Source organism: Leptospira yanagawae serovar Saopaulo str. Sao Paulo = ATCC 700523 (genome assembly GCF_000332475.2).
Taxonomy (GTDB): Bacteria; Spirochaetota; Leptospiria; order Leptospirales; family Leptospiraceae; genus Leptospira_A; species Leptospira_A yanagawae.
This window is the reverse complement of record NZ_AOGX02000047.1, coordinates 1-21631: the sequence shown is the minus strand read 5'-3', so window position 1 is coordinate 21631 and position 21631 is coordinate 1. Positions and strand designations below refer to the sequence as shown.

General features: G+C 38.6%; 19 protein-coding genes and 1 pseudogene. 18 read left to right on the top strand and 2 right to left on the bottom strand.

Features of this window, described 5'->3' with window-relative positions; translation table 11 throughout:
* The first annotated feature begins 43 nt into the window (after positions 1 to 43).
* The 10 genes from LEP1GSC202_RS18135 (at position 44) to LEP1GSC202_RS18090 (ending at position 13004) form a co-directional block, all read left to right on the top strand.
* Positions 44 to 1171, top strand: a complete 1128-nt coding sequence (locus LEP1GSC202_RS18135) for an Lsa36 family surface (lipo)protein (protein ID WP_039929501.1) — start codon at positions 44 to 46, stop codon at positions 1169 to 1171.
* A gap of 306 nt (positions 1172 to 1477) precedes the next feature.
* On the top strand, positions 1478 to 3787 hold the full coding sequence (locus LEP1GSC202_RS18130; protein ID WP_244147774.1) for a methyl-accepting chemotaxis protein: 2310 nt from the start codon (positions 1478 to 1480) through the stop codon (positions 3785 to 3787).
* Between the two features lie 96 nt (positions 3788 to 3883).
* The gene (locus LEP1GSC202_RS18125; protein WP_015679271.1) at positions 3884 to 4846 is read left to right on the top strand and encodes an ArsR/SmtB family transcription factor; all 963 of its coding nucleotides are present in this window, start codon (positions 3884 to 3886) and stop codon (positions 4844 to 4846) included.
* Between the two features lie 10 nt (positions 4847 to 4856).
* Positions 4857 to 6176: an adenosylhomocysteinase gene (gene ahcY / locus LEP1GSC202_RS18120; RefSeq protein ID WP_015679205.1), complete on the top strand. Its 1320-nt coding sequence runs from the start codon at positions 4857 to 4859 to the stop codon at positions 6174 to 6176.
* Positions 6177 to 6224: 48 nt separating this feature from the next.
* On the top strand, positions 6225 to 6524 hold the full coding sequence (locus LEP1GSC202_RS18115; RefSeq protein WP_015679439.1) for a ferredoxin family protein: 300 nt from the start codon (positions 6225 to 6227) through the stop codon (positions 6522 to 6524).
* Positions 6525 to 6601: 77 nt separating this feature from the next.
* Positions 6602 to 10318, top strand: coding sequence for a methionine synthase (metH, locus tag LEP1GSC202_RS18110; RefSeq protein ID WP_015679283.1), 3717 nt, complete (start codon positions 6602 to 6604; stop codon positions 10316 to 10318).
* A 68-nt stretch (positions 10319 to 10386) separates the two neighbouring features.
* Positions 10387 to 10680, top strand: coding sequence for a hypothetical protein (locus tag LEP1GSC202_RS18105; RefSeq protein WP_015679328.1), 294 nt, complete (start codon positions 10387 to 10389; stop codon positions 10678 to 10680).
* Positions 10681 to 10866: 186 nt separating this feature from the next.
* Positions 10867 to 11610: a methylenetetrahydrofolate reductase gene (locus LEP1GSC202_RS18100; protein WP_039929496.1), complete on the top strand. Its 744-nt coding sequence runs from the start codon at positions 10867 to 10869 to the stop codon at positions 11608 to 11610.
* Between the two features lie 131 nt (positions 11611 to 11741).
* A complete protein-coding gene (locus LEP1GSC202_RS18095) occupies positions 11742 to 11963 on the top strand; it encodes a hypothetical protein (protein ID WP_015679420.1) in 222 nt (73 codons plus the stop codon).
* A gap of 153 nt (positions 11964 to 12116) precedes the next feature.
* The gene (locus LEP1GSC202_RS18090) at positions 12117 to 13004 is read left to right on the top strand and encodes a hypothetical protein (RefSeq protein WP_156825430.1); all 888 of its coding nucleotides are present in this window, start codon (positions 12117 to 12119) and stop codon (positions 13002 to 13004) included.
* 418 nt (positions 13005 to 13422) lie between these two features.
* Here the strand turns inward: LEP1GSC202_RS18090 and LEP1GSC202_RS20520 are convergent.
* Positions 13423 to 13683: pseudogene (locus LEP1GSC202_RS20520) on the bottom strand (helix-turn-helix domain-containing protein); the annotation flags it as partial.
* A 149-nt stretch (positions 13684 to 13832) separates the two neighbouring features.
* Between LEP1GSC202_RS20520 and LEP1GSC202_RS19535 the strand changes: the two are divergent.
* Together LEP1GSC202_RS19535 and LEP1GSC202_RS19530 are read left to right on the top strand one after the other, a co-directional pair.
* Positions 13833 to 14444 carry a hypothetical protein gene (locus LEP1GSC202_RS19535; protein ID WP_015679278.1) on the top strand — a complete coding sequence of 204 codons (612 nt, stop codon included), beginning with the start codon at positions 13833 to 13835 and terminating at the stop codon, positions 14442 to 14444.
* Between the two features lie 69 nt (positions 14445 to 14513).
* The gene (locus LEP1GSC202_RS19530; protein WP_051125397.1) at positions 14514 to 14900 is read left to right on the top strand and encodes an MORN repeat-containing protein; all 387 of its coding nucleotides are present in this window, start codon (positions 14514 to 14516) and stop codon (positions 14898 to 14900) included.
* Positions 14901 to 15326: 426 nt separating this feature from the next.
* On the opposite strand, the gene LEP1GSC202_RS18070 is transcribed toward LEP1GSC202_RS19530, so the two are convergent.
* Positions 15327 to 16148 carry a hypothetical protein gene (locus tag LEP1GSC202_RS18070; protein WP_015679206.1) on the bottom strand — a complete coding sequence of 274 codons (822 nt, stop codon included), beginning with the start codon at positions 16146 to 16148 and terminating at the stop codon, positions 15327 to 15329.
* Between the two features lie 84 nt (positions 16149 to 16232).
* Here LEP1GSC202_RS18070 and LEP1GSC202_RS18065 point away from each other — a divergent pair, with 84 nt between their 5' ends.
* The 6 genes from LEP1GSC202_RS18065 to LEP1GSC202_RS18040 all read left to right on the top strand — a co-directional run.
* Positions 16233 to 17537 (top strand): ATP-dependent 6-phosphofructokinase, encoded by a 1305-nt coding sequence (locus tag LEP1GSC202_RS18065; RefSeq protein WP_015679274.1) that lies wholly within the window; start codon positions 16233 to 16235, stop codon positions 17535 to 17537.
* 56 nt (positions 17538 to 17593) lie between these two features.
* Positions 17594 to 17836, top strand: a complete 243-nt coding sequence (locus LEP1GSC202_RS20300) for a hypothetical protein (RefSeq protein ID WP_015679351.1) — start codon at positions 17594 to 17596, stop codon at positions 17834 to 17836.
* A gap of 303 nt (positions 17837 to 18139) precedes the next feature.
* Positions 18140 to 18406 (top strand): transposase, encoded by a 267-nt coding sequence (locus tag LEP1GSC202_RS18055; RefSeq protein ID WP_015675631.1) that lies wholly within the window; start codon positions 18140 to 18142, stop codon positions 18404 to 18406.
* Positions 18403 to 19206 (top strand): IS3 family transposase, encoded by an 804-nt coding sequence (locus LEP1GSC202_RS18050; protein WP_015675630.1) that lies wholly within the window; start codon positions 18403 to 18405, stop codon positions 19204 to 19206. Before LEP1GSC202_RS18055 ends, LEP1GSC202_RS18050 begins: the two co-directional genes overlap by 4 nt.
* A 58-nt stretch (positions 19207 to 19264) precedes the next feature.
* A complete protein-coding gene (locus LEP1GSC202_RS18045; RefSeq protein ID WP_015679387.1) occupies positions 19265 to 20629 on the top strand; it encodes a TolC family protein in 1365 nt (454 codons plus the stop codon).
* On the top strand, positions 20619 to 21631 hold a 1013-nt coding region (locus LEP1GSC202_RS18040), incomplete at its 3' end, for a heavy metal-binding domain-containing protein (protein WP_015679321.1). The genes LEP1GSC202_RS18045 and LEP1GSC202_RS18040, both read left to right, overlap by 11 nt.

Sequence of the window (21631 nt, the reverse complement as noted above, 5' to 3'; positions counted from 1 at the left end):
CGCTTTCCAATTGTTGTTTCTAAGTAGAGAATCAAAGGACTTTATGAAACTAAAAATTGTTTTCCTTTCTATTGCATTGGCAGTCTCAATCTCACAAAATGAGTTGTATGCCCAATTTACATGTGAAGGATCTGCTTGTAGTTTTTTGCCTGGAGCCCTCACGGAAACAGGCAATGCCTCATTAAAAAAATTTGAAACAGGTTATCTCAACGAAGTTTTAAAAACCAACTTAGAAGCTGGATTTTTAGCAAATGTGGGAACAGGTAACATAGGAACGGGTACAGTTCGTCGCATCCAAGTCGGGGTGAGTGCCTCTGCAGCGGGGTATAAAAAAGACGACATCCAAATCCAAGATGAACTCATTAAATACCCAAAACTTCCCAATGTAGGGGGCGCAGCCATCCCTTCCATCCACTTGGATATCAATCCAGGATGGTTGTTTGGAACTGATGATGGAAGTTTCCTTCGTCGATTTGGAATCTTTTTACATGGAATGAATGTGGCGGTCACTCAAGACCAATTGCAATCGGCATCGAATAACAGGAATTATGAGGGAAGGATCACCGTACGTTCGTATGGTGGAATGTTACGGTACCAACTCGTCGAAAAAGAAGGGTTCCTTATGAACCTAATCACATGGAATGGACTCAATATTGGTGTGGGCCATCATGTAATGGAACAAAATTTAAGTCTCAGTTATTTAGAAGGAAAGGCTGCACAAATCGAATTCCAAGGGGTTAAAGGGAAATGGGGAGGTGACACCAATTTTCTTTTTAATACCAAAGTACAAACTACCAATGTGGATCTACGAACGGGTGTTGGTCTTTTTTGGGTGGCAAACTTGATCCTTGGTGGAGGATACAGTTGGAATTCTGGAAGTAACTCAGCAACACTTTCGAGGAGAGGACCCTTCCTCATATCTGCCAATGACTCACTTCCATTAGAGATTCCAAGGGAATACCAAGCCGCTTTAGACAAAGAGTTACTTGCCCAAAACCCAAATGCGACTCTTGGATTTCGTGCCAGCGGGGAATCCAGTTCCAGACGTGGGATTGGCTATGGAATCGTTGGTTTGGAGTTGGATTTATTTATGTTAAAGGTCATTGCAGAAGGATTGTATGGTGGAAAGGATTTATACTCTGCAAACCTAGGACTCAAACTCTCCTTTTAGAAATCTTCGGGGAAATCCATAAAACCTTGCCGTACCATTGGCTGAATTTACACTCAGCCAAGGTCTAAGTTTTAATGAAATTGTACAAACGATATACGCGAGCCTTCTATTTGGCATCCCAAGTATTTTCCTTGGGTGTGGTCGTACCCATTGGGATCTCACTCATTTTGTTTTATGTAGACTTAAGTCCGACACAGATCAAAACCTTTCTCGGCGCGGCTATCATCGCAGCTCTTATCACGTTACTCCTACCTAGTTTCATTTTTCCCAAAAAACTGAAAGCGATCAAGGATGGATTGGTCGAACTTGAATCGCAAACAGAAAAAAAATCCAGAAACCTACACCAAGGTTTGGGATTCCATTGCAAAAATGCCAGTCCTTGGTGCCATCGTAGGTGCCTCACAATGGGCACTTGCCATTCCCATTGTTTTACTCCCTGTATTGTATTTACCAGAAACCAGTAAGTCAGATGGATTTTACATTATCTGTAGTGTGATCCTTACGGCGTTACTCAATGTTATTATCTCTTCCGTATTTTTAGAAAAGGCATCTCATATAGTTTTGGATGATGAAATCTTTCAATCGGAATTAGAGGAAAGGATCACCCCATACTATCGGAATTTAAAAAACACAGTTCCCATCGTGTTTTCCTTTATGGTGATTGTGTTATCAATTTTTCTTTTGATTTATTCCTTTAATGTGAACGCCAAAGCTTTGGAAAAAGCATTTTCAAACCAACTTTATAATTTTAACCAAAGTAACGAGGCAGGCATCAATGTTTACTTTGAAGCGGTAGAAAATAATTTAAAAGATGTGGCCTCGTTAAATTCCGTAAAACAAGCATTAGAAACAAAAAATTACAAACTTGCTGTACCAGCCTTGGAAAAGGCATATAACGACACACAATTATTACTAGAGAATTCATTCATTGCTTCTTTTGATGAAGGGACACCCATTGTTGCCTCTGGACTTCCAGGAAATATTAGTGCTGGGTATCAATTAGAAAGAGATCCCGAAGTAATGGAGAATATAAAAGCCTCTAAAGAAGGCAAACCTCATGTTGGGATTGCCGTAAAATCTCCTATCAGTGGTCAGATTGTGATTATGATCACAGCCCCAGTTAAAAACGCAAATGGAACGGTGATTGGGCTTGTTGGGATGCCATTTTTAGTAGGAAAAGCAATGGAATCCTTTCTTAAAAATGTAAAAATTGGTTCCACAGGTTATTCCTTTTTACTCGATCGTGAATCAACGATGGTATACCACCCAAATCCAAAATATTTGATGAAACATTTTAAAGGATCTGAGTTTGACCAACTTGCGATGAATGCAGGCGAAACCGATTCTTTTCGCAACCAATGGGAAGGATCCACATTTTTACTGAGAAGGAAAGTGAGTTCTAAATATGGAATCCAATTCTTTTCCACAATTGATCTAAAAGAAATCGAAGTGGAAAGTTTAGCATCTCTTCTCGGTTTAACAGTCATTAGTTTAATTGGATCCATTGTCATTGCACTTGCCATTTACTTTTTGTTTGCTGCAAGATTCAGTCCCATGAAATCGATTGGGAAAGTTTTACAGAATGTAGAAGTTGGTGACTTACGCACAAAAGTAAAATTAGAATCCTCAGATGAATTTGCACGACTTTCGAGAGGTCTTAACTACACTCTCAAACAAATTGTGGAAGTAGTTGGTTCAAACCAAGCATTTTCTGAAGATTTAGCAGCTTCCGCCGAACAAATGTCAGCATCACTCAATATGTTATCTTCGAATGCACAAACACAAGCAGCTTCTGCTGAAGAAATTTCTGCATCGATTGAAGAGATCTCAGCTGCTGTGCAAAACGTTGATGCACAAGCCGAGGATCAATTTCGCAAAGTTGATTTCCTAAAAGGAAAAATGGCAGAACTTTCAAAACTGATCGAAGCCACAGGAAAACAAGTAGGGAAAGCTTCTCAAGATGTGAATCAAATTTCAGAAGAAGCAAAACTTGGCCAATCTTCACTCGATTCCATGAGAAACTCCATTTCAAAAATTAGTAATAGTTCAGAGGAAATTGGAAGTGTGATTGAGATCATCAATAATATCTCTGAACAAATCAACTTACTCGCGTTAAACGCTGCCATTGAAGCAGCTCGGGCGGGAGTGTACGGGCGTGGGTTTGCAGTGGTTGCCGATGAAATTGGGAAACTTGCTGAAAAAACTGCCATTTCCATCGGAGATATTGGGGAGCTCATCCAAGCTAACGAAAAGGAGATTGAAAGTGGCAGGGAAACCATCGAAACAACCATCTCTCTCATCCAAAGGATCATCCAAGGTGTGAGTTCTTTTGATGAGATGACCGACACCATCGAAAAAAGTACGAAAGAACAGCTCATCATCAACCAGAAGGTAGGGGAAGAGGTAGACAAGGTGAACCAAATTAGCCAAGCCATCCGTCTCTCCATGGAAGAACAAAAAAATGCAATTGGTGAAGTGGCACAGGCTATTTTTAGCATCAATGACCTGACCCAAGGCACTGCCGCTGGGCTTGAAGAGATGACGGCAACGGCCAATGGGATCGCAAATTTAGCGGAAACCCTAAAAAGAAAGATCAATTTCTTTAAAATCTCGTAGTCTTTCCTAAAAATGGTGGGAATTTCCACTCCCAACTGAAAATTCGCTTGCCCCTATCTACATATCAAGATTTCTTGATATGTAGATATCTTGGATATGGCAGCGGAAACCTTACTCACAATCCGAAACTCCTCGTTTTTATTGGCCGCCACAAAGGCGATTTCCGATGAAACCAGGATTCGCATCCTCCATATCTTAAGTTTTGGGGCATTTTCTGTGAACGAAGTGGTGGAAATTTTGGGGATGGGCCAGTCTCGAATCTCCCGCCACTTAAAAATCCTAACGGAAGCAGGGCTTATTGGTTCCAGACGTGAAGGAAGTTTGGTGTATAGTTTTTTGCCAGACGAAGAAAACCTCGGATTAAAATTCCCGATGGAGCTCACCAAATTATTGTTATCGTATAAAGAAGATCTCCCGAATCGGGAAAAAGACCAAAAAATGGTGCACCAAATCCTTGAGGCACGTGAAAAAAAATCCAAGTCCTTCTTTGATGGAGTGGCTGAGAGTTGGGAAAAATTACAGGAAGAAACCTTACACCCCAAACTCTATCGGTCTTGGATCTTACAAGAACTACCAGTTTGCGAAAACATTTTAGATTTAGGCTGTGGGCCTGGTGGTCTAATCCCATTTTTACTAAACAAAGCAAAACATGTAACGGGTGTTGATAACTCATCTCGAATGATCGAAAATGCCTCTATACTCTTTGGAAACAATCCAAGTGTGAGCCTCATTCAAACTCCAATGGAACATTTGCCACTACAGGCAAACTCTTGTGATGCGGTTGTTGCATCAATGGTAATGCACCATATATCTCACCCACCAACTGTATTAGAAGAAATCGCACGTGTGTTAAAACCAGGTGGAGTATTTTGTATCGTTGATTTAGGAAAACATAACGCAGAATATATGCGAGATAATTTTGCTGATTTATGGCTTGGATTTGAACCAGAATTATTTGAATCATGGTTATCCAATGCCGGCTTCCGTGTTGAAGCCATTGGAGAAATCCAAACCGACTCAAGTTTTAAAATTTTAACTATCAAAGCAACAAAGGAATAAGGAGGACAAAATGTCCACAGCAACTGAAACAAAATCGGAACGATTGCCATACAAAGTGAAGGATATCTCTCTCGCAGAATGGGGAAGAGAAGAGATCATTTTGGCAGAAAAGGAAATGCCAGGTCTAATGGCACTTCGTAAAGAATTCGGAACTTCTAAACCATTAAAAGGTGCAAGAATTTGTGGATCTCTTCACATGACAATCCAAACAGCGGTTCTTATTGAAACCTTGGCTGCATTAGGTGCTGACATTCGTTGGTCCTCTTGCAACATTTTTTCAACGCAAGACCATGCTGCAGCAGCAATTGCAAAAGCAGGAATCCCTGTATTTGCATGGAAAGGAGAAACGGAAGAAGAATACTGGTGGTGTATTGAACAAACTTTATTCTTTGATGGTGGCAAAGGGCCAAACATGATCTTAGATGATGGTCATGACCTAACTCACTTCATCCATGAAAAATACCCACAACTCCTTGCAGACATCAAAGGTGTTTCTGAAGAAACAACTACAGGTGTCATTGCACTTCATAAAAAATTAAAAGCAGGAACTTTAAAAATCCCTGCAATCAATGTAAACGACTCAGTAACAAAGTCAAAATTTGATAACCTTTATGGTTGCCGTGAGTCCCTTGCAGACGGAATCAAACGTGCAACTGACGTAATGCTTGCTGGTAAAGTAGCTCTCGTTTGCGGATACGGAGATGTAGGAAAAGGTTCTGCGGCATCCCTTCGTAACTTTGGAGCACGTGTGATCGTAACCGAAATTGATCCAATTTGTGCACTCCAAGCAGTGATGGAAGGATACCAAGTCCTTCGTGTAGAAGATGTGATTGAAAACGCAGACATCGTTGTGACTGCAACAGGAAATGACGATATCATCACACTTGAACACATGAAAGCGATGAAAGATGGTGCGATCCTTTGTAACATTGGTCACTTTGATACAGAGATTCAGATGTCACGTTTGAATTCTGAAAAAGGTGTTACTAAAAAAGAAATCAAACCTCAAGTTGACAAATATACTTTCCCTGATGGTAAATCCATTATTGTTTTAGCGGAAGGAAGACTTGTAAACTTAGGTTGTGCAACTGGTCACCCATCATTTGTAATGTCTAGTTCCTTCACAAACCAAGTTTTGGCTCAAATTGAACTTTACACTACGAAATATGAGTTGGGTGTGTATCGCCTTCCAAAACACTTGGATGAAAAGGTAGCTGCACTTCATTTGGAGCAGTTGGGAGTTCGTTTAACAAAACTCTCTCAAAAACAAGCTGATTATATCAGTGTTCCACTTGAAGGTCCATACAAACCGGACCACTACCGCTACTAAAAATGATTGCCCTTTTCAGGTTTCTGGAAGGGGCATTAGGAGTTTCTCATGGCGTATGTTGTAACTGAAATTTGCGTTGATTGTAAATACACAAGTTGTGCTGCAGTTTGTCCTGTGGAAGCTTTTCACGAAGCTCCGGACACATTGTACATCGATCCAGATACTTGTATTGATTGTAATGCTTGTCAATATGAATGTCCGATTGATGCAATTTTCCCGGACTACGATGTCCCAGAAAAACACAAACCATCCATCGAAATGAACGCAAAAGAAGCAAATAAATTCCCGGTTATCGTAACAACAAAACCACCTCTAAAAGGTGCAAAATGTTCCGACCCGAGTAAATAATCAAAATTGTGGGTGGATTACGAAAGTAAACGCCCACCTTTACTTTAATCTATACCTTTATTATACACAGAAATATTATGAAATTTGAATATACCAATCCTTCTTCCAAAACTCTCTTAAAATTACTCACGGAAAAAATCTTAGTTTTAGACGGTGCCATGGGCACGATGATCCAAAGGCATTCTTTGGAAGAAGATGATTTCCGTGGAGATCGATTTAAGGATTGGCCTTTGTCAATCAAAGGTAATAACGACGTACTTGCGATCACAAGGCCTGACATCATTGAATCTGTTCACCTAGAGTATTTGGAAGCAGGTGCTGACATCATCGAAACGAATACATTCAGTTCTAATATTGTTTCCCAAGCGGATTACAAAATGGAATCTGCAGTTAGAGATTTGAATCTAGCTGCAGTGCAGTGTGCTAAAAATGCTGTTGCGAAATATAAAGAAAAAACAGGGAAAACAGATGTGTTTATTGCAGGATCAATTGGTCCAACAGTCAAAACTGCTTCTCTTTCTCCTGATGTAAACAATCCTGCTTTCCGGGCTGTCACCTTTGATGAGTTAGTTGATTGTTTTTATGAACAAGTATCTGCATTACTTGACGGTGGTGTGGATTTATTACTTCCAGAAACCAATATTGATACTTTGAACCTCAAAGCATGTATTTATGCCATCGAAAAAGTTTTCGAAGAACGTAAGATCCGTATTCCAGTCGTATTATCTGTAACCATAACAGATGCCTCTGGGAGAACTTTATCAGGCCAAACAGGTGAAGCATTTTATATATCCATCAAACATGCAAAACCACTTGCAGTTGGCATCAACTGTGCGTTAGGTGCAGGTGAGATGCGACCTTATATCGAAGAAATTTCACGTGTGGCTGATTGTTATGTATCCTGTTATCCAAATGCAGGCCTTCCGAATGCCTTTGGTGGGTATGACCAAACGCCTGAAGAGTTTGGTGGATGGATGAAAAATTTTGCGGAAGCTGGATTTTTAAATATTGTTGGTGGGTGCTGTGGAACGACACCAGCTCATATCCGTGCCGCAAAAGAAGCCGTCGCATCAATCAAACCTCGTTCACTCAAAGAACAACCAAAACTCAGTGCCTTTGCAGGGCTTGAACCATTAAAATTAACCAAAGACCAAGGTTTTATCAACGTTGGTGAAAGGAATAACGTAACCGGTTCTCCTAAGTTTAAAAAACTGATTTTGGATGGGAACTTTGAAGAAGCCGTACAAGTTGCTTTACAACAAGTACAGGCTGGTGCCAATATCATCGACATTAACTTTGATGAGGCGCTTCTCGATGGAGAAGCCTCCATGACCAAATTTTTGAATTTGATTGCCGGAGAACCAGACATCGCACGTGTTCCGTTTATGATTGATTCCTCAAAATGGTCAGTACTCCTTGCGGGCCTTAAGTGTATCCAAGGAAAACCAATTGTAAACTCAATCTCACTTAAGGAAGGGGAAGAGGCATTTTTAAACCATGCTCGAACCATCCAAAGGTTTGGCGCAGCAGCCATCGTGATGGCTTTCGACGAACAAGGTCAAGCGGCAACCAAAGATGACAAAGTAAGGATTTGCAAACGTGCTTATGATTTACTTGTTTCCAAATTGGATTTTGAACCAACAGACATTATTTTTGATCCAAACATCCTAACGGTTGCAACAGGCATTGAAGAACACAATAATTATGCTGTTGATTTTATCGAAGCAACAAGAGAGATCAAAAAAATCTGCCCAGGTGCCAAAGTCTCTGGTGGCCTTAGTAATATTTCGTTTTCGTTCCGTGGAAATAACCCAGTGCGGGAAGCGATGCACTCTGCCTTTTTGTACCATGCCATCCAAGCTGGAATGGATATGGCAATTGTCAATGCAGGGATGCTTGAAGTTTACGAACAAATCCCGAAAGACTTACTCGAGTTAGTGGAAGATGTTTTACTCAATCGAAGGCCAGATGCCACTGAACGTTTGATTGAAGCCGCTGGAAGTTTCCATGGAGAAGCCAAAGTCCAAAAGAAGGATGATGTATGGCGCAGTGGAACCGTTGAAGAAAGGCTCACTCACGCCCTTGTGAAAGGGATCGATGAATTTGTAACACAAGATACTGAAGAAGCACGTCAAAGTTTGGCAAAACCTCTCGATGTCATCGAAGGTCCTCTCATGAATGGAATGAAAGTAGTAGGGGAACTTTTTGGTGCTGGTAAAATGTTTTTACCTCAAGTTGTGAAAAGTGCGCGGGTAATGAAAAAAGCTGTAGCATACCTAATGCCTTATATGGAAGAAGAGAAACGGAACCAAAAAGACGAAAGCAAACAAGCTAAATTCCTTATTGCTACCGTAAAGGGAGATGTCCATGACATTGGGAAAAATATTGTGGGTGTTGTACTGGCATGTAACAACTATGAGGTGATAGACCTTGGGGTTATGGTTCCTTGTGAAAAAATCCTAGAAACTGCCAAAAAAGAAAATGTAGCCGCAATAGGTCTTTCTGGCCTTATCACACCTTCCCTTGATGAAATGGTGTATGTGGCTAAAGAAATGGAACGTTTGGACTTTAAAGTTCCACTCCTCATTGGTGGTGCTACCACTTCTCCTGCACACACTGCTGTTAAAATTGCCGAACAATATTCTCAACCTGTTTTACACGTGATGGATGCTTCCCGTGTTGTGAATGTGATGAATAGTGTTTTAAACCCACAAACCACAAAGGAATACGCAAAAACAATCTCAGAAGAACAAGCAAGGATTCGTGAGGAGTTTTATTCAAGAGAGAACGAAAGGAATATCCTTCCGATAACCGATGCCATCCAAAACAAATTTACAACAGATTGGGATTCGTATACACCACCAAAACCGAGTTTTACGGGAGTAAAGGTTTTTGATGATGTGACTTTAAAGGATTTGATTCCATTTATCGATTGGTCACCGTTCTTTTTGGCTTGGGAACTTAAAGGTCGTTTCCCTCAAATCCTAAAAGATCCAGTCATTGGAAAAGAAGCAACTTCGTTATATAATGATGCGCAAACGATTTTAAACCAGATGTTGGAAAATCCTAATCTCAAACCAAGAGCTGTTGTTGGAATGTTCCCCGCAGTTTCCCACGGTGAAACGGTTGAAATTTTCTCAGATGAAAATAAATCGGAATCCTTGGGATTTTATCCGATGTTACGCCAACAAACAACAAAGATGTCTAACCAACCAAATTATAGTTTGGCGGACTTTATTTCACCGAAAGAAAAAAATAAAAATGACTATATTGGTTTTTTTGCAGTCACCGCTGGACATGGGATCGAAGAGTTAGCAAAGACTTATGAAGTCAAACATGATGACTACAATTCTATTTTGGTAAAAGCACTTGCGGACCGTTTTGCGGAAGCATTTGCAGAATACATGCACCATAAAATGCGAGTAGAATGGGGTTTTGGTAAAGAAGAAAACCTAACCACCGAAGACTTAATCCGCGAAAAGTATCGTGGCATTCGTCCAGCTCCAGGTTACCCAGCTTGTCCCGATCATACCGAAAAACGAAAGATTTGGAAACTACTCGATGTGGAAAAAAATGCTGGGATTAAACTCACTGAGTCTTGTGCAATGTGGCCTGCTAGTAGTGTGAGTGGGTATTATTTTTCACACCCTGAAGCTCGTTATTTTGCGATTGGAAAAATCAATGAAGACCAAGTGGACACTTATTCAAAATTAAAGGATATGGAGAAAGCGGAAGTAGAACGTTGGTTATCTCCAATTCTCAACTACGACCCCTCACGTAAGTCTAAAGGGTAAGACAACAAACAAATCATTGTTACATAGTGACAATGATTTGTTCTGATTGGACGAAAATGGAGGTCTCTATGGCAGTTTCTGGATCATCACACAACCACGGTTGGAAATCGGTTGCAACAGGGAAACTCATCGATGGATTTTCCTTCCATCCAAAACTTGCAGAGTGGTTACAAACATATACAAACATTCCAAAAGAAGCAGAATTGGAAATTTTGGAAGTGAGTTGTGGAGAGGTGAGTTGCCCTACAGAAGAAACCATGATTGTGTGGGACAAACAAAAGTTTCGTATCTCGCGAAAAAAAGAAAATATATCCAAAATGGATGTCGACTTGTCTTGGAAACGATTTAACGAGAAGGATTAGAGCAATCTTTGTAACAATGATCCTATGGAGTGGTCTAATTCGGGCAATTTGGTAAATCATGGTTTGATAGCGATTGGATTAAATACCAATGATTTGCCGGAAGTTATGTGTTAATATCAGCGCAAATTTCTAATCTCATCCAATTGTTTTTTACCTGCGTTTCAGCATATTATATAAGGTCAGCCCATGAATCAAATTCTATTAGAAATCGTTCCAAGAGATATAAATTCGGTTTTGCAAGATGTGAATTTTGTTAAAAGTAAATTTCATCAAATAACAGGAATTAATATACCAGATTTACTAAGATTCGATAATCGAAGTTGGGAAGTGGCGTCTTCTGTTCGGCCAATTTTCTCTAATGTGATCCCTCATATACGAGCCATTGATTTTGATATAAACAATTGCGAAAATTTGATTCATACTCTAAAATCGAATCAGATCCCGTCGGTTGTTGTCATCAAAGGTGACCCACCTACAGATATGTCAAAACGAGTTTACCCAACTACATCTATACAAATGATCAAGAAACTAAAAAAAGAAATACCCCAACTTAAAGTATTTGCTGCGATTGATCAATATCGAGTTGGTATCAAAAATGAGTTTGATTATATCGAATTGAAAAAAGATGCAGGGGCTGATGGATTTTTGACTCAGCCATTTTTTGATATGAGATTGGTTGATATTTTTTCAGAAAAACTGAATGGATTAGAAGTTTATATTGGAATTAGTCCTGTGATCGCTGAGAAATCACAAAGTTATTGGGAATCAATGAATCGGGCTTATTTTACAAAAGATTTTCAGCCGAGTATGGAATGGAATGTGAAATTTGCAAAGGATGTGATTTTATATTGTTCGAAGAACGGTATGAATGCGTATTTGATGCCTATCCGAATCAATTTAGCAGAATATTTACATCACATTTTTACTTGAAGTTTAAGCGCCAGCGTAAAATCCCATGCGGGTATAAGATCAAGGATACAAGCAAATCATCAGTGGATGGACGAAACGAATCCAACATAATTTGTATATTAGGAAATTGTTGTAACACTTTGGATCCTCAAATGAGACAAGGAGAATCTCAAGAACCATATAAGCATCCGAATCACGATTTTTATTTTCAGCGGATTGATGAAGAAACGAAAATTATAGAGCCAGAACAAAAAATAATAGGACCTCAGCCAGCTAAAGTATGGCCTGAACATCTCAAAGAGAAAAAGCATTATGATAAAAATACTGGCGAATACAAAGGCGGAAGGTTAGTATGGCTCCAAATTCAGCTATAGGTTTCAAATATATGATGATAAAGTCAAGTGTGACGACCAACACTCCACTAACTACTGGATCAGATCAATATAAAAGCATAAAGTTGCCAGAAAACTATTATTATAGCTCGTATCAACGACAGGTGAAAGAGTTTGTTTTTGGAGAAAAGAAAAATGGGAACTAATCAAATGAAATGTTTCGCTTTGTTATTTTTAACAATTTTTACAACTAATATTTTTAGCAAAGAAAGTTCTAGAGCGAAAGCAATTGCTTATATCGAGGTTGTTAACGATATGAATACTCCTGCGGCATTTCTTACACTTGATGATCAATTAAAACAAAAAGTTGGGTTTGATGCTTTGAATTTTTTACTTTTTGAAAGGTCAAAATTCTTGAGGAATCAAAAAGTGAAAAAAGTGTTAATTGAGGAAAAGAGAATTCAATATAACGCTGGCGAATTATTAGATAGTTTTAAATTCAAATCAACTTCGGATAAAAAGAAAACAATTATAGATGAAATTATTATCGATAGTCAAAACAATATCATATCATATGAAGTCAAATTTTACAAACCAGATGAGCGTCTAGATGAATCCACATATAGTTTGCCTTATGTAGATGAAAACGAAAGAATTCTAATATCAAAACATTTACTTGAATTTAATAAAATGAAAAAAGTATTGGATCAAAAAAAGTATTACAAAAAAGGTTTTCTTTTTTTCTACAAACCCGAGAAAAGAAGTAACTTTTATAAAGAAATTGATATACGGAAGGTAAAAAAAGATTTAGGAATTTACAGCGACGAATCTTTGGAATTTCTTAATTCTGAGGGCATAAAATATAGAATTATTAAATCAAAGATTTTAAATCAAACTTACGTATGCAAAAATAAAGCGAAAATTTTTTATTTTTTGGTAGATATGAAATCTGAAAAGCCTTTAAAAAAAATCTTAAGAGCCTATCGGCTCAATAATTCTAAAATCAAATTTCAATGGACTCAATATCGTGAAGAGATGTTAAATAGTGACTCATTTATTGACATGATAAATTTTGATTGCTAATTTTGAGCCTGAAACACTCCAAAACAAACTTATCGAAGGATAGTTCGATAAGTTGTACAGATACAGTATTCGACTTACATAATTCTCTAACTTAATTTAGAATATTGATCTTCTCGCTGTTTTAATTCTCGGATTCCATCGAGGAAAAATTGATAGGGTGTTCTCCTGTTCATATTTCTGCCTTGGTGGGATCTTTCGTTGTTATAGAACTTGATATAAACTTGGAAATCTTTTTCCATATCATGGACTGATACATAAAAATTTGTTCTATAAGCGACTCTGAAGCGTTCGTCAAGCAAAGCTCTATCGAGACTTTCCACATATCCGTTGCTTTGTGGTCTTGGAATAAAAGAAGAACTTCCGTTTAAAGTCTGGACGACAATGATTGGCATTTTCGAAGTATGAAGAGTTCCCCAAGAGACAATCGGCTTGAATGGGGGTTGGTCGTTCCAGAAACTCTGTCGATTAAACCTTCTGAACCAAACGTTTGGTAGTTCCTTCTGATCTCATAAATCTGTTGTCTGGAGTAGCCCATGACCTTACACGCTTTGCTTACATTGCTTAATTCATTTGCTAATTCTAACAAATTTAGCTTTCTTCTCGCTACTTTGGTGCTTATGTTGGTATTGGTGGTTGTATACGTCTTCCCTCCCAGGAATGAGTATGTGGTAAAAATCATTTTTCTAATTAGGGAATGTGTGACCACTGCTTCTTTGCGAAATTGTCGGGTGAAATACTAGCACACTCTGCTTGTATTTCATTAATCCGATCGGATGTCATGGGAGTTATACTTATGACGGGGCGATAAAAAAAGGAAAATAGTCAAAAATGAAAATTCTCAATTACCTCCTAATACCAGTTTTGTGTTTTTTTACGATGGAATGTCAGAAATCAAATGTACCTGAGCCATTGAGAAACGATATTCTTTCCAGTAAACCTACGAATTTCAAGTTTGATCCGAAGAATTTACCGGTAATTGGGAAAACAACGGAAGATGATTTAAAAATTATGTATCCAGATGGAGCTTCGATGTCGAGTACATATTTAAAGCCTAGAAAAAGAAAGATTAACGGTAACTCATTTGAATTTGATCGAGTTTTTCATTTTGGTGAAAAAGAAATGAAAAAAAGTGAATCCCCCGGAATGGTTAAGTATTCTTTGCAGGGTTATATCACTCTGAGTATATTTACTCTGAATAAAACTGTGGTTTTTTATAAGATTTTGCACAAGGTTAAAAACTCACAAGATGAATGGGTGCCAGGAGAATATAACCAAGATGATCCAAAGGCACCTGGCTGGGGCGTGAATACGTACCCAGGCATTAACGAGGATGCTTGTCTTTATTTGTTGCAGTATCCCATTGAAGAAAGGAATAAAGAAATTTCAAATATAATGGATGGTTATACCGAAGAAGATTGCAAAAAGAAAAATAATTATTGAATTGTAAAAGAAAAGACACATTATCATGAACTTCGCAAATTTTATATAGAGATAGTTGAGCCATCGTCAGTGGCTAAACCAACAAAAAAAGAAAAAGTCTATAATATGACGAAAGCCCAAGCGAAATTGAAAACTGGAGTATCTTGCAATAATTTACCGGAAAATACTACTGGTTGTGGTGGGACTGGTAGTGTTGATAAAGTACTTCCAAATGTAGGTCGATTTAGTGAAGGTGGACTCTGTTATAAAGGGAATTGCCAAAATGGCTACGGGGAAATTATCTTTTGGAATGGTGGTCTTTATCAAGGTCAATTCAAAAAGGGAATAGAAAATGGTAAAGGTACTGGCTATGATTCCAATAATCATGTCAGATACACTGGCGGACATAAAGACGGAGAATATGATGGTTACGGTGTAGAAATTAATTATTGGCCTAAATATGAGAATGGAAAATAAATATATAAACCCGCAACTCGTTACGAAGGTATGTATATAAATGAGAGCTGGAGTATGCAATGGGCCAAATTGTGAATGAGAGTATTGAGCCTTGACAAAACAATAATCTTGACCATAACGTTCGCTATGTTGGAAGCTGACTTCACATAAGAATGATTCTGAATGCGCAATGCAAACAGAACTCATTGAATGATTTCTAGCCGAAATAAGCAATGTGTAAAAGAGAGTAATCCTTCTTAAACATTTGTAAATGATTGGCTGCCTTTTCAACCCCCCCCTCCCGCGCCAGCGATAGAAGCGGAAATCCTTTCCTTAGAGATTAAATTTTCATCTACAAACAGTTCGGAAAGATTGGAGCGGATAGCGCGGTCGTTTTACAATTTAATCTGAATCCCCTAACAGATGCGAGGCGCCCAGTAATTGGTTTTAATTGGAGCGGGAAGGAGTGACTGGCATATAGTACTTGAGTCCTAAGTTTCCTTGGATCTCCGGAGCCCATAGTTCGTCGAGTGTGCGTCCAGCTTCTCTTGCATTGATGGGAACTCGTACCATCCCTTCAAAGGTGAGGTTGCTATTCGAAATACTGATCCCTGGTGTGACGTAAACTTGTCTACCGACGAAGTTTGTACGAGAAGGTTCTTGGGCACGAATGGAGGAATTAAAACGATTGGAATATTCGGATGCATCAAACCGGTGTAATTCGGAGAGTTGTAAAAATAATTCCCAACGTGAATTTTTGATAAAAGAAAATAAATTGCGATTGAGTCGGTATTTGATTCGCACTTTTGATTCTGCTACATCCACGTACCCACCAGATGCTTGGTTCAGTGACATACCCATGCTAAGCCCTAAGTCAAATGTAAATCCATTGCGATAGTACACGTAGGTCACATTCGGTTGGTAGGAAAGAATTGCTGCATTTGACCTTTCTGGTCTAACATCAAAATTTCCTTCTGGGTTGCGGTAAGGATTGACCGAGGAAAAAGGAATCACTGGTGAAAAAATCTGAATGCCTGCAATGGGATCGTCGGATTTGGAAAAACTAGTGTGGGCACCAAGTTCCAATTCCTTTGGGAATCGGAATGGGATAAGGATCGCCAAATTACCATTATGCGATCCGCCTACTTGGAAGAGGGATGCCCTTGGATCAGTAAAGGAATAACTCGAGAAAAAAGGTAATCCTTGTGCTAAAAGAGTTAGGCTCGTAAGGGATACGAGAATGGAGATAAGAGTGATCTTTTTTAGCATCTAAAAGCATTTCTGTCTGATTTTCCTTTGTTTGGCAATGAAATTTGCTTTCTTCTCTTTCTTTTTTTGTTATAAGTGAGACCGATGAATCAAAACGATACCAAAGTAGAACAATTTGGACCATGCACCATCCCAAACCCTGCGGGTTACGACTACTGGACAGAAGACAATTCCGTTGTCCTTTTCCAAACCATCTTTTCAGGGCAAGAAGATGCCAAAAAAACCATCGATTCCAGCCCAGTATTCTTTGAACAAGCTGGCCCAAAGGAAAAAATCTACTACCGACCTGAAGAAGTAACAGCAGGCATTGTCACTTGTGGTGGTCTCTGCCCTGGGATCAATGATGTGATCCGAGCGCTTGTCATGGAATTGCATTACCGTTACAAAGTCCCAAGGATTCTTGGTTTTCCTTTTGGGTATGAGGGTTTGGTAAAAAAATCGGGACATCGTCCCATTGAACTCACACCTGATAAGGTGGCCCACATCATGAATTTTGGCGGATCCATCCTTGGGTCTTCGAGGGGCAATCAGAAGATTGAAGATATGGTGGATACTTTGTTTTTATATGGAGTGAAGATGTTGTTTTGTATTGGAGGAGACGGGACCTTACGCGGGGCCGAGGCCATCCAAGCCGAAATCAAAAAACGAAAGGAAGACATCGCGATTGTTGGCATTCCTAAAACCATCGACAATGATATCAATTATGTCCAAAAAACTTTTGGGTTTTCCACTGCATTTAGTAAGGCGGTAGAAGCTGTCAATTGTGCCCACGAAGAAGCAAAAGGTGCATCAAATGGGATTGGTCTTGTGAAACTAATGGGACGCCACTCAGGATTCATTGCCGTGAATTCTGCATTGGCTTCTAAAAATGTAAATTTTGTCCTCATCCCAGAGCTTGATTTTGATTTAGAAGGCGATGGTGCCTTCCTGCCAGTTTTACTTGATCGTGTGAAACGAAGAGGGCATGCCGTTGTCATTGTGGCAGAAGGGGCTGGACAAAAGTATTTTGAAGACAAAGGTGAAAAGGATCGATCGGGTAACAAGAAGTTGGCGGACATCGGAGTTTTTATGAAAGATAAAATCACCGAATACTTTCAAAAAGAAGGAGCGGCTCTGAATCTAAAATACATTGATCCGAGTTACATCATTCGTTCTGTTCCTGCCAATGCAGAAGATTCAGTTTTCTGCGGATTTCTCGCTCAGAATGCCGTACATGCCGCGTTTGCCGGTCGAACGGGTTGTGTCGTTGGGATTTGGAACAATGTATTTACCGTGATGCCGATCTCTCTTGCCATTGCCGAACGAAAAGTCCTAAGGCCAGAACGGAGTACATTGTGGAGGGCACTCCTTGCTTCCACGGGCCAACCAAATTCGATGAAAGCGAAATAGGATTTCCGTATATTTTTTTCCTTCCTTTGGTTTCTGGGTTTTGTCTAATTGGTATTGTGAACACTAAGAAATCAAAACATGGGAAGGAAAAACGAATTGTTAGCGCAGTTCTTTTGACAACTTTTGCTTTTGTTCTGGTGTGTGCTGCCGGGTTTTTCCCTTGTCCCAAAATTGGATTCACCAATGGAGAACCCGATCTTGGAGCCTCAAAAGAGTTTGTGATGCCTTGCCATTCTGATTCGCAGGAAGAGGCAACTTCCAATGGAAAATCGAATGGAGATTCTTGCCAGTGTGATTAGATTTCAAACTCAGAATCGTTTACCTTTCAAATTGAATTTTCCAAATTGGTCCGAGTCTCACTTCAGAAACTCTACGTTCTCTCACACTTGGATTTACCAGTTCTGAACTTTGAATGGCAGAAGAGCATAAGTTTATCCGAATCCATCCCAAATAAAATCCAACTCCAACAAAAAACCATCAGACTTCTCATCTAAACCAAACCAATTTTTATACAATTAAAAATTGGAGGTTCAATTGACCTGCTCCCCAAAAACTGCACCGATATTTAAGTTAGTTTTCTCCGATATTAAGGAGAGAGCATTATGGCAAGAAAGAAGATAGAAGAAAGCGAGATTTTTCGGATATTAAAGGAAGCAGAAACAGGTATTCCAATCAAGGAACTTTCACGAAAATACGGAATCACTGAACAAACATTTTATCGCTGGCGTAACAAGTATGGAGGAATGGAGCTTAGCGAAATCAAGAAGATGAAGGCACTCGAGCAGGAAAATTCAAATCTCAAAAGATTGGTAGCTGACATGGCTCTCGAAATCCAAGCAATTAAGAATGTTTTGGGAAAAAAGTTTTGAGCAGATCAACGAAGGAGAGAGCAGTTGATCTGCTAGTTGAAGAGGGACTTTCTCTAAACAGAAGCCTAGATGTTGTTCTTCTTCCTAAATCAAGTTATTATTATCAGCCGAAAGCTATTGATGAAGAGACAATGAACGAAATTCGAAGACTTGCTTTTCGATGGAAACGGGAAGGCTATCGACGAATTTACCGAAGGTTAAGAAGGTCGGGTAGGACAATCAATCATAAGAAAGTATATCGACTATATTGCTTAGAAGGGCTTAAAATAAGGACAAAACCGAAGCGAAAGAAAAGAAATGCATCATCACAGCAACTACCATTGCCTAAGAATTCAAACGAAGTTTGGTCAATGGACTTTGTTTTCGAACGGACGATTGATGGAAGAAAGCAAAGAATTTTAACAGGTATTGATCATTTAACAAGAGAGAATACCATACTTCAGGCAGAGTTTACTTTTTCGTCAGAAAAGTTGATCAGATATTTAAACACCCTCGAAAGACTTCCAAGAGCATTTGTTTTGGATAATGGAACAGAATTTACATCCAAAGACTTCCAGAAATGGGCAGAAGATAAGGGGATAGAAATTCACTTTATTGAAAAAGGAAAACCAACACAAAATGCATTTATAGAAAGTTTCAATGGTAAACTTAGAGATGAGTGTTTGAATCTACACTACTTTAAAAATCAAAGAGAGTTAACCGATGCTTTGCGAATTTTCCAAAAGGAATACAACGACGAGCGTCTTCACTCTTCATTGAATTACTTGACTCCTTCAGAGTTTAAGCGATCTTATGGTTGAAATGTTTAGAGAAAACTAACTTATCCATTGGTACTGAAAATGGGGGCAGGTCACAATTATGAGGTTACATTACATACGTATATTCATATATACTACATTATTTATATTTTATGCATTTTCAGTTCAGATTTCTGGTGAAAGTACAGATGGTATCCATAAAAAAATAAATAAAATTTTAAAAACACATCCAGTAGTTTCATTGAAATTCTTAGAAGCAAAAGAAAAAGAATTTCGATCCAAACATGCAGATGTTTACCCTGATCCAAAAATTGGATTTGCATACAGATCCTACCCCTATCGTTCCGGTTTTAATACCGATAGGGCAAGGCCAGACACTCCCAGTATGACAGGAAAGGAGTATTCGGTATCTCAAGAAATACCCTTTCCTGGGAAATTAGATTTAGAAAAAAGTATATTAAAATCGGATTCAGAATTGGATTTTTGGACAGGAGTTTGGATCCAAAATGAGTTTTTGAAATCTTATTTTGAACTTATCCTTTCTGTTGCAGCAATTGAAAGGGAGTTGGCTGATTTAGAAACGGTTCAAAAACAACTTGAGACCAAAATCAAATTAGAATCAGCACAATATGCTGCAACCCAATCGAAAATCACAAATGCATTAAAAACAAAAAATGCAATTCTAAAAATCAAAGATAGAATCACAGAAAGGAATATTGGTTTAAGAGAACTAAAAGAGTCATTAAAATTTTATGATGATCACTTAAGTGAGCCACATATTTCTGAAACAGAAATCATTGAATACCTTTCTAAACAAGAAAAGTATATAGAACAGGAGTTAACACAAGATTCAATTTCAAAAATACCAGCAATTCAATATGCAGAAGTAAACCAGTCCAAAGCAATTCAGGAATCGAAAAAAGATGAACTACTTCATTTTCCTGATTTTGAAGTGTTTGTGAGTTATATGGAAAGACGTCGCAAACCATTTTTATTGGATAGTGGCCCTTTGAATGTAGCGATCATGGACAATCCTGAATTTGCAGGTGATCTTTGGAGTGCAGGTGTGACGGTTCGTCTGCCCGTTTGGTCTTTGTCAAAAGTGGATGAACTCAACCAATCCAATGCAGTAAAAATCACAAGGTTACAAAAAGAAAAAGAAAAAGAACGAAAGAGAATTCAGTCCGAATACTATGCAACTGTTGAAGCTTGGCGAGGGAATATAGAACGTCTCCAAAACTACCAAGTTAACCTTTTACCAACCTTACAGAGAAATATCAAAACTTCACTTTCTTCTTATTCTAAAGGCGAATCGTTACTTGGTGAAAGTTATGAATTCATCATCGAATCATTAGAGATGCAATCTCAATTACACCAAATTCAGTTTAGAAGATGGGCCTCTGTTTTGAAGTTATTGCAACTAACCAATCACTTACTTCCTGAAGGAGGGAATTATGAGAACTAAAACACTTTTACTCATCAGTTTATTATTAGCGATCTTTTTGGTATCATGTGGAGAAACAACACATAACCATAAAGAAGTGTATACATGCCCGATGCACCCACAGATTGAAACGGATCATCCAGGGGAATGCCCGATTTGTGGGATGCAACTTGTCAAAAAAGAAGAAGAGCCTGTTGGTACAAATCACGCAGATCATTCCAATTTGAATGCTGATGAGTCTCCAAAGGGTGAACCTAGTTTGAAATTATCAGATAACAAACAATCGATTTTGCATTTAGAAACAGTGTTTGTTGCAAAGGGAGAGATTCATAAATCCATCAATCTGAGTGGGCAGGTAGCTTATGATCCTGAAATTTTTTCAACAGTGAATGAATACAAATCGATCTCAAATGATGGAGAATGGGGGAAAGAATTAAAACAAGGAATTCGTTTGAAGTTCGCCAAATTGGGATTAAGTGACTCGCAAGTTCGGTATGCACTTTCAAAAAATGTTGATTTGTTTTTAACCGGAAAAACTGGAAAATCATCCTTACTTGTATTCCAGGTTTATGAAAATGACAGTCCATTTTTAAAAGTTGGAAAGAGTATCGATATCGTTACAGAAAACGTATCAAATGAACTCAAAAAAGCTAAAATTGTAGCAATAGGGAATCTTATAAATGAAGAAACTCGTACTATTTCTGTTTGGTGTGAAGTAAAGGATCCAACCAATGGATTCAAACCTCAAATGTTTGTCCAAGGATCTTATGAAATCCAAAAAATTAATGTTTTACGGATTCCAAAAGATTCCATTTTGCCAACTGGTAAGTCGGATTTGGTGTACCACAAAACTGGCCAAAATCAATTTGTTCCAAAAAAAATTAAAACTGGTTTTTCTTCTTCCGAGTGGGTCGAAGTCATCGACGGTCTCAAAGAAGACGATGAAATTGTTTCAAAGGCAAGTTTCCTTTTGGATTCTGAATCAAAATTAAAGTTAGGTGGAGACAAAAATGATCAGCACAA